Below are 5128 nucleotides of genomic sequence, written 5' to 3'. Positions count from 1 at the left end.
CGGCAACATTGCGGGTGTCGAAGTGGCTCAAGTCGATGCTTGTCAACTTTTCACAAAGCACGAACATTTCACTCATGTTCGTCACACTACTCGTGTTCAGGTATTCGATACCGTTGATGCCCTGCTGCAGCATAGAGATTGCCTTTGCGACCTTTTCAGTGTTGTCCGTGTTCCAGCCAAAGACCTTTACGCTTCCCAAGCCACGGTCACAAACCCACTGATTCAAAAGCGCGCTTGGCTCCTCGCCTGCCCAACCGAACATAAAAATCTGGGCAAGCATTTCCTCGTCGGTCATTTTTGAGATTAAAAAATCCGCAAGTTCCTCGTTCGGGTAATCGCTCCAAAAGTTTGCGTCCGAAGGAATTGAAGAAACCCGGTTTGCTTTTTGTGCAGAAAGTTCAGAATTAAAAAAAACGACAGATAAACAAAATAAAACAACAGAAACAAACTTTTTCATAAAACTCACAAAACTGAACGGCAAAAATATGTAAATCGGCGACCGTTCGTTTTATTTTACCAAATTTCAAATATTTTTTCTATTGGACTAGACAAAGTTCGCGCTTTTGTGTATATTATTATCACTTTGGCGTCTTATCCAAGCGGTAAGGAAGCGGTCTGCAAAACCGTTATGCAGCAGTTCGATTCTGCTAGACGCCTTGCAAATTGTGAGTCGCTTTCGGGCGACTCATTTTTTTGCCTTCCGGGTCTTACAAGCTATAGGGAGCGGCGCTGCGGAGCAGGGCAAAAACTCACGAGGTGAGTTTTTAGCGAGTCTCCCGGAGAGCTGTGCTCGTAGGGGCTGGGATCCGTTAAAATATACAGAGGGGGAAGTCTCCCCCTCGCTCCAAAGCCAAAGGCTTTTCCGCTACCCCTTCTCCTAAGGGACTTCGCCCCTTAAAATCCCCGGATAATTACATGCGGTTCAGGCACAAAGTACGCAGAGAGCGTTCAGTTATTAGAAATTTCTCCGTGCGCTCCATGCCTACGCAACACAGTTGCTTCGGAGAATCGCTAAAATTGCTTTGCAATTTTTTAACGCTCCCTATCTGTGAGATTTTTTTCTACCAGGGGTCGCTCTCTATTTACGGCCTAAGATTCGGTGCCAGTTTCAAAATCAGTTCCACGGCCTGCTTACGGACTTCTTCGCTTTCAAAAAGAACCTGAGTTTCCTTGTTGTTTTTCAGAATAATTCTCAGAGTTTTAAAATCTACCTGCGTGGTTTCCGGGTCATTTTCGTAGGAAAGTGTCGGCAATGAATAAATATCGCTCCATAAAATGGCTTCTATGCCTGAAATGAGCATGTTCTCGTAAATGCCGGCCTTCCCACAGCCGCCAGCTTCCCTTGCAGCAAGTTCAGCCGCAAATAAAGCCGTACCAAGCAAAATGATGTTCACGAACCAGGAATAATTGCGGAGCGGAACCACGAGAATCAGAATAAAACCAGCAACGGCAATCGCAATCCATTTTTTTGATGAAGCAACTTTGAGCGGCATGAGGCAAGAGCCGGCCTGAGCAAAAATCTTTTTGCGGCGGTGCGGGATTGAGCATAAAATTCCTGCGTAGCCCAAAAGAGCCGCGCCGAGCATTGAAAAGTAAGCAATTTGAATTATTGTCATTTTTGATTCAACCACAATGTTAAAGTTTTTCGTGCGCTCTCAAAAGCAAGCGGCACATCTTTTAAATCTTCTTCGCTTTTAATTGAAACTTCCTCAAATCCAAGGACTTCGCCTTCCTGCGCGTGAAGCTCTGCGTTCGGCGGCAAAATGGCTTCAAAAAAGATGTCACATGTTTTGTAGCGGAGATTTTTGTAATCGTAAGTGTTCGGGAAACTTGCGATATATTTTACAGAAAGCGGCTCAACGCCAATCTCTTCCCTGCACTCGCGGAAACATGCTTCTTCGGCAGTTTCGTCCGGGTCAATAAAACCGCCCGGCAAAGCCAAAAATCCTTTGCGCGGATCCTTTGCCCTTTTTTCAAACAGGATTTTCCCCTGCGCGTTCTGAATTACAAGCCCGACGGCAGCCGCGACATTGTTGTAGAGCGTATAGCCACAGTCGTCGCACTTCCATTTGCGCATATTTAGATTCTGGATGTTCTTTCCACCACAATTCGGGCAGAAATTGAAATCGTTCTGCATAAATTCCTCGACAATTTTAGTAATACAAGATTTTATAATCAGCAAAAGTTGCGAATCCACAGTTCTGGTAGACAGCAATTGCAGCGGCATTCACTTTTTTGACGAAAAGCACGATAGTTTTTCCTTCTTTTATGAAACGCTGGGTCAAAGTTTTTACGAGATAAGTTGCGACACCTTTGTTCCGGAAGTTTGAATCAGTGAAAATGCCACCGAGCTGAATGCAGTTTTCGCCTTTTGCGTTGATAGCAGCCTTTGCGATGACCCGGCCTTTGTATCGGAGCGCGAAAACTTCACCAGCCTGCAAAGACCGCCGGAGCAGGATTCGGCAATTTTTTTCGTTGAAATCTTCTTTTTTAACCAGGACTTCCTCGATTTCGTAATCTTTTTGGATTGGGAAAAGCGCGTCAAAATCAGAATCCTTGCAGTCAAAAATCTGACACTCGGAAAGGAAAGTGCGTTTTTTGGGATCAACCTTTTCTTTTTGAGCAGCAGCCTCTGCCGCAGCCTGATTGAATTCCATTAGCGCATATTCGTTGCGGATTTTTGGAACAGTGCCTAAAAGCTGAAGGAGGATTTTGGCGATTTCGTCCGTGTATTTTTGCTCGCCGATAATGCTGAACAATTTTTGTGGCTTTACAACCGAAAAATATTCCTGAATTGTAGGGAGAACGACATCGCTTTCGAGACAGTGAAGGATTTGCCCGCCATGAGAAATGGAAAGCACGCCCCAGATTGTATTACGCTCATCAAGAATATAGAGGATTTTTGTGTCTTTTTTGAGAAAATGATCTACCAATGAGACATTTTTATGCTCGTTTATAAGGAGAAAATCTAAAACTTGCTTACGAACCTGCATAAAGCCTGGCCCGTCTTCGTTAATTAATTCAAAAATCAGCATTCTCGAATAAAAATTATATCATATTATTGGAGAATTTGCAGATTTTATTTGAATAAATGACGAAATTTCTTTATTTTTATAGAAAGCAAAAAGACATCTCCGCTACGGTTGGGGTGCATAGGAGCATTTATGGAAATCGCAAATCAGAAGATGGTAAAAATTCATTACACGCTTAAAGATGTCGAAGGAAATCAGCTCGACTCATCTGTTGGTGGTGAGCCACTTGAATACATGCACGGAATCGGCTCTCTCATTCCAGGCTTGGAGCAGGAACTTACAGGCAAAAATCCGGGAGACAAATTCCATTCAGAAATTGAGCCAGCTTTGGGCTACGGCGAATACGATGAAAAATTGGTCGCAGAAGTTCCACGAAGCCAGTTCGACGCAAATTTCCCGATTGAGGTCGGCCAGCAGTTCCAGGCAGATACAGCTACAGGCCCGATGATTGTAAAAGTCACAAAAGTCACAGATGACAAAATCACTGTTGACGGAAATCACGAGCTTGCAGGCAAAAAACTCTGCTTCGATGTAGAAGTAGTTGACGTGCGCGATGCAACCGAGGAAGAGCTTGAGCCATTCGTAGGCGGCGGCTGTGGTGGTTGCGGCGGCGGATGTTCATCATGCGGAAGCAGTTGTGGAGGATGTTCAGGATGCGGAGAGTAAACTGCCGCATGGACGCGGCGCAAAGCAAGATGACCGCAAGAATTTCTGTTTGCAGAAATTCTTGTCACGACATGGATGTCGAAGGATGCGGTGAATAATCAGCCGGACGGAAGTCGCAAAATGTTGCAGGAAATTTGCCGCACGGATGCGGCGCAAAGCGAGATAACCGCAAGAATTTCTGCTTGCAGAAATTCTTGTCACTGTGGAAAGTAGGCAACAAAGCAAACAATGTCTGTTAATCAAACAAATTTGCCACATGGGTGTTTATACATCATGCGGCACGGGCGCACGGATTGGAATGTTCTCAAAAAATTGCAGGGGCGCACCGACATTCCTTTGAACGAGGAAGGCCGGGCGATGGCAGAAAATGCACGGCTCGAATACGCGGATGTGCATTTTGATGTCTGCTATTGCTCCCCGCTCGTCCGTGCGCGCGAAACTGCCGAAATCGTTCTCCGCGGTCGAGACATCCCGATTATTTTTGATGACAGGCTCATCGAAATGTCGTTCGGAATTTACGAAGGTGTCGAAAACGCCTACAAAAATCCCGACTGTCCGATGATAAATTTCTTCAGCGCGCCAGAAAATTATGTTCCGGGTGAAGGCGGCGAGAGCTTCGACGAGCTTTTTGCCCGAACAGGCAATTTCTTGCACGAAGTCGTGGAGCCAAAACTGGCCGAAGGCAAAGATGTTCTTATCGTAGGCCACGGCGCCATGAATTCAAGCATAATCTGTCAGGTAAAAAACATCCCGCTCGCACAGTTCTGGGAAGCCGGAATTGAAAACTGCAAGCTCAAACAGCTGTGCTAGGTAGGGAGCCGGTCGCCGAAGGCGAAAAAACTGTGAGACAGGTTTTTAGGCGAGTCTCGGCGAAAGCTAGGCTTGAGCCGCGGGAGACCGCTAGGGATTGTAGTGGCGTAAGTTGCCGAAGGCAATGGAGCGCGGCTAGCGCGAAACCACGAAAAGCCCGACCGTGCGGCACGCACGGTAGCGCCCAATATCTTTTTACTGTCATTAAAATACAAATTCATAGCACAATCTTTTCTTGCGAAACAAATAAACTTGACTTATACTTCTTAGAAACGTACAATCCGCTTTTTTGCGGAAATAAGGAGATATAAAAAATGGCAAAAGTAGTTACTTTTGGTGAATTGATGCTTCGCATCCAGCCTGCAGATTATTACCGTTTCGTACAGGTTGATTCTATGACAACAACTTTCGGTGGCGGTGAGGCTAACGTTTCTGTTTCTCTCGCTAACTATGGAAACGAGTCTTATTTCGTTACAAAACTCCCGACACACGAAATCGGACAGGCTGCCGTAAACTCACTCCGCAAATACGGCGTTCACACAGAGTATATCGTTCGCGGCGGTCCGCGCGTTGGTATCTACTACAACGAGAAAGGCGCTTCACAGCGTGGCTCAAAATGT

At 45.7% G+C, this 5128-nt stretch carries 7 protein-coding genes and 1 tRNA gene; 4 read left to right on the top strand and 4 right to left on the bottom strand.

What is annotated here, in order from left to right; all coding sequences use genetic code 11:
• Positions 1-457 (bottom strand): BspA family leucine-rich repeat surface protein (locus tag IJJ71_RS02610; RefSeq protein ID WP_296845156.1); only part of this gene is annotated, 457 nt, incomplete at its 3' end.
• A 128-nt stretch (positions 458-585) separates the two neighbouring features.
• Between IJJ71_RS02610 and IJJ71_RS02605 the strand changes: the two genes are divergently transcribed.
• Positions 586-657: transfer RNA gene (locus tag IJJ71_RS02605), tRNA-Cys, on the top strand.
• Positions 658-1082: 425 nt separating this feature from the next.
• On the opposite strand, the gene IJJ71_RS02600 is transcribed toward IJJ71_RS02605, so the two are convergent.
• From IJJ71_RS02600 to IJJ71_RS02590, 3 genes are read right to left on the bottom strand one after another with little or no spacing between them, the layout of a single operon-like run.
• A complete protein-coding gene (locus IJJ71_RS02600; RefSeq protein ID WP_296845155.1) occupies positions 1083-1616 on the bottom strand; it encodes a hypothetical protein in 534 nt (177 codons plus the stop codon).
• A complete protein-coding gene (locus IJJ71_RS02595; protein WP_296845154.1) occupies positions 1613-2137 on the bottom strand; it encodes an NUDIX hydrolase in 525 nt (174 codons plus the stop codon). The genes IJJ71_RS02600 and IJJ71_RS02595 overlap by 4 nt, the downstream gene beginning before the upstream one ends.
• A 16-nt stretch (positions 2138-2153) precedes the next feature.
• Entirely contained in the window at positions 2154-3035 is an 882-nt protein-coding gene (locus IJJ71_RS02590; RefSeq protein ID WP_296845153.1) for a GNAT family N-acetyltransferase, read from the bottom strand.
• A gap of 129 nt (positions 3036-3164) precedes the next feature.
• Between IJJ71_RS02590 and IJJ71_RS02585 the strand changes: the two genes are divergently transcribed.
• The 3 genes from IJJ71_RS02585 to IJJ71_RS02575 all read left to right on the top strand — a co-directional run.
• A complete protein-coding gene (locus IJJ71_RS02585) occupies positions 3165-3698 on the top strand; it encodes an FKBP-type peptidyl-prolyl cis-trans isomerase (protein ID WP_296845152.1) in 534 nt (177 codons plus the stop codon).
• Between the two features lie 228 nt (positions 3699-3926).
• Positions 3927-4508, top strand: a complete 582-nt coding sequence (locus tag IJJ71_RS02580; protein ID WP_296845151.1) for a histidine phosphatase family protein — start codon at positions 3927-3929, stop codon at positions 4506-4508.
• Positions 4509-4822: 314 nt separating this feature from the next.
• Positions 4823-5128, top strand: a 306-nt coding sequence (locus tag IJJ71_RS02575; protein WP_296845150.1) for a PfkB family carbohydrate kinase, incomplete at its 3' end; no start/stop codon positions are given.

The sequence above is a fragment of the Treponema sp. genome (genome assembly GCF_017430385.1).
Classification (GTDB): domain Bacteria; phylum Spirochaetota; class Spirochaetia; order Treponematales; family Treponemataceae; genus Treponema_D.
Note: the sequence above shows the minus strand (reverse complement) of the source record. Positions and strands in the feature narration are given on the sequence as shown.

What these genes read in the sequence shown, in the direction of transcription:
- IJJ71_RS02600 (WP_296845155.1), bottom strand. Translation starts at nt 1,616, where the DNA reads ATGACAATAATTCAAATTGCTTACTTTTCAATGCTCGGCGCGGCTCTT.
- IJJ71_RS02595 (WP_296845154.1), bottom strand. Translation starts at nt 2,137, where the DNA reads ATGCAGAACGATTTCAATTTCTGCCCGAATTGTGGTGGAAAGAACATC.
- IJJ71_RS02590 (WP_296845153.1), bottom strand. Translation starts at nt 3,035, where the DNA reads ATGCTGATTTTTGAATTAATTAACGAAGACGGGCCAGGCTTTATGCAG.
- IJJ71_RS02585 (WP_296845152.1), top strand. Translation starts at nt 3,165, where the DNA reads ATGGAAATCGCAAATCAGAAGATGGTAAAAATTCATTACACGCTTAAA.
- IJJ71_RS02580 (WP_296845151.1), top strand. Translation starts at nt 3,927, where the DNA reads ATGTCTGTTAATCAAACAAATTTGCCACATGGGTGTTTATACATCATG.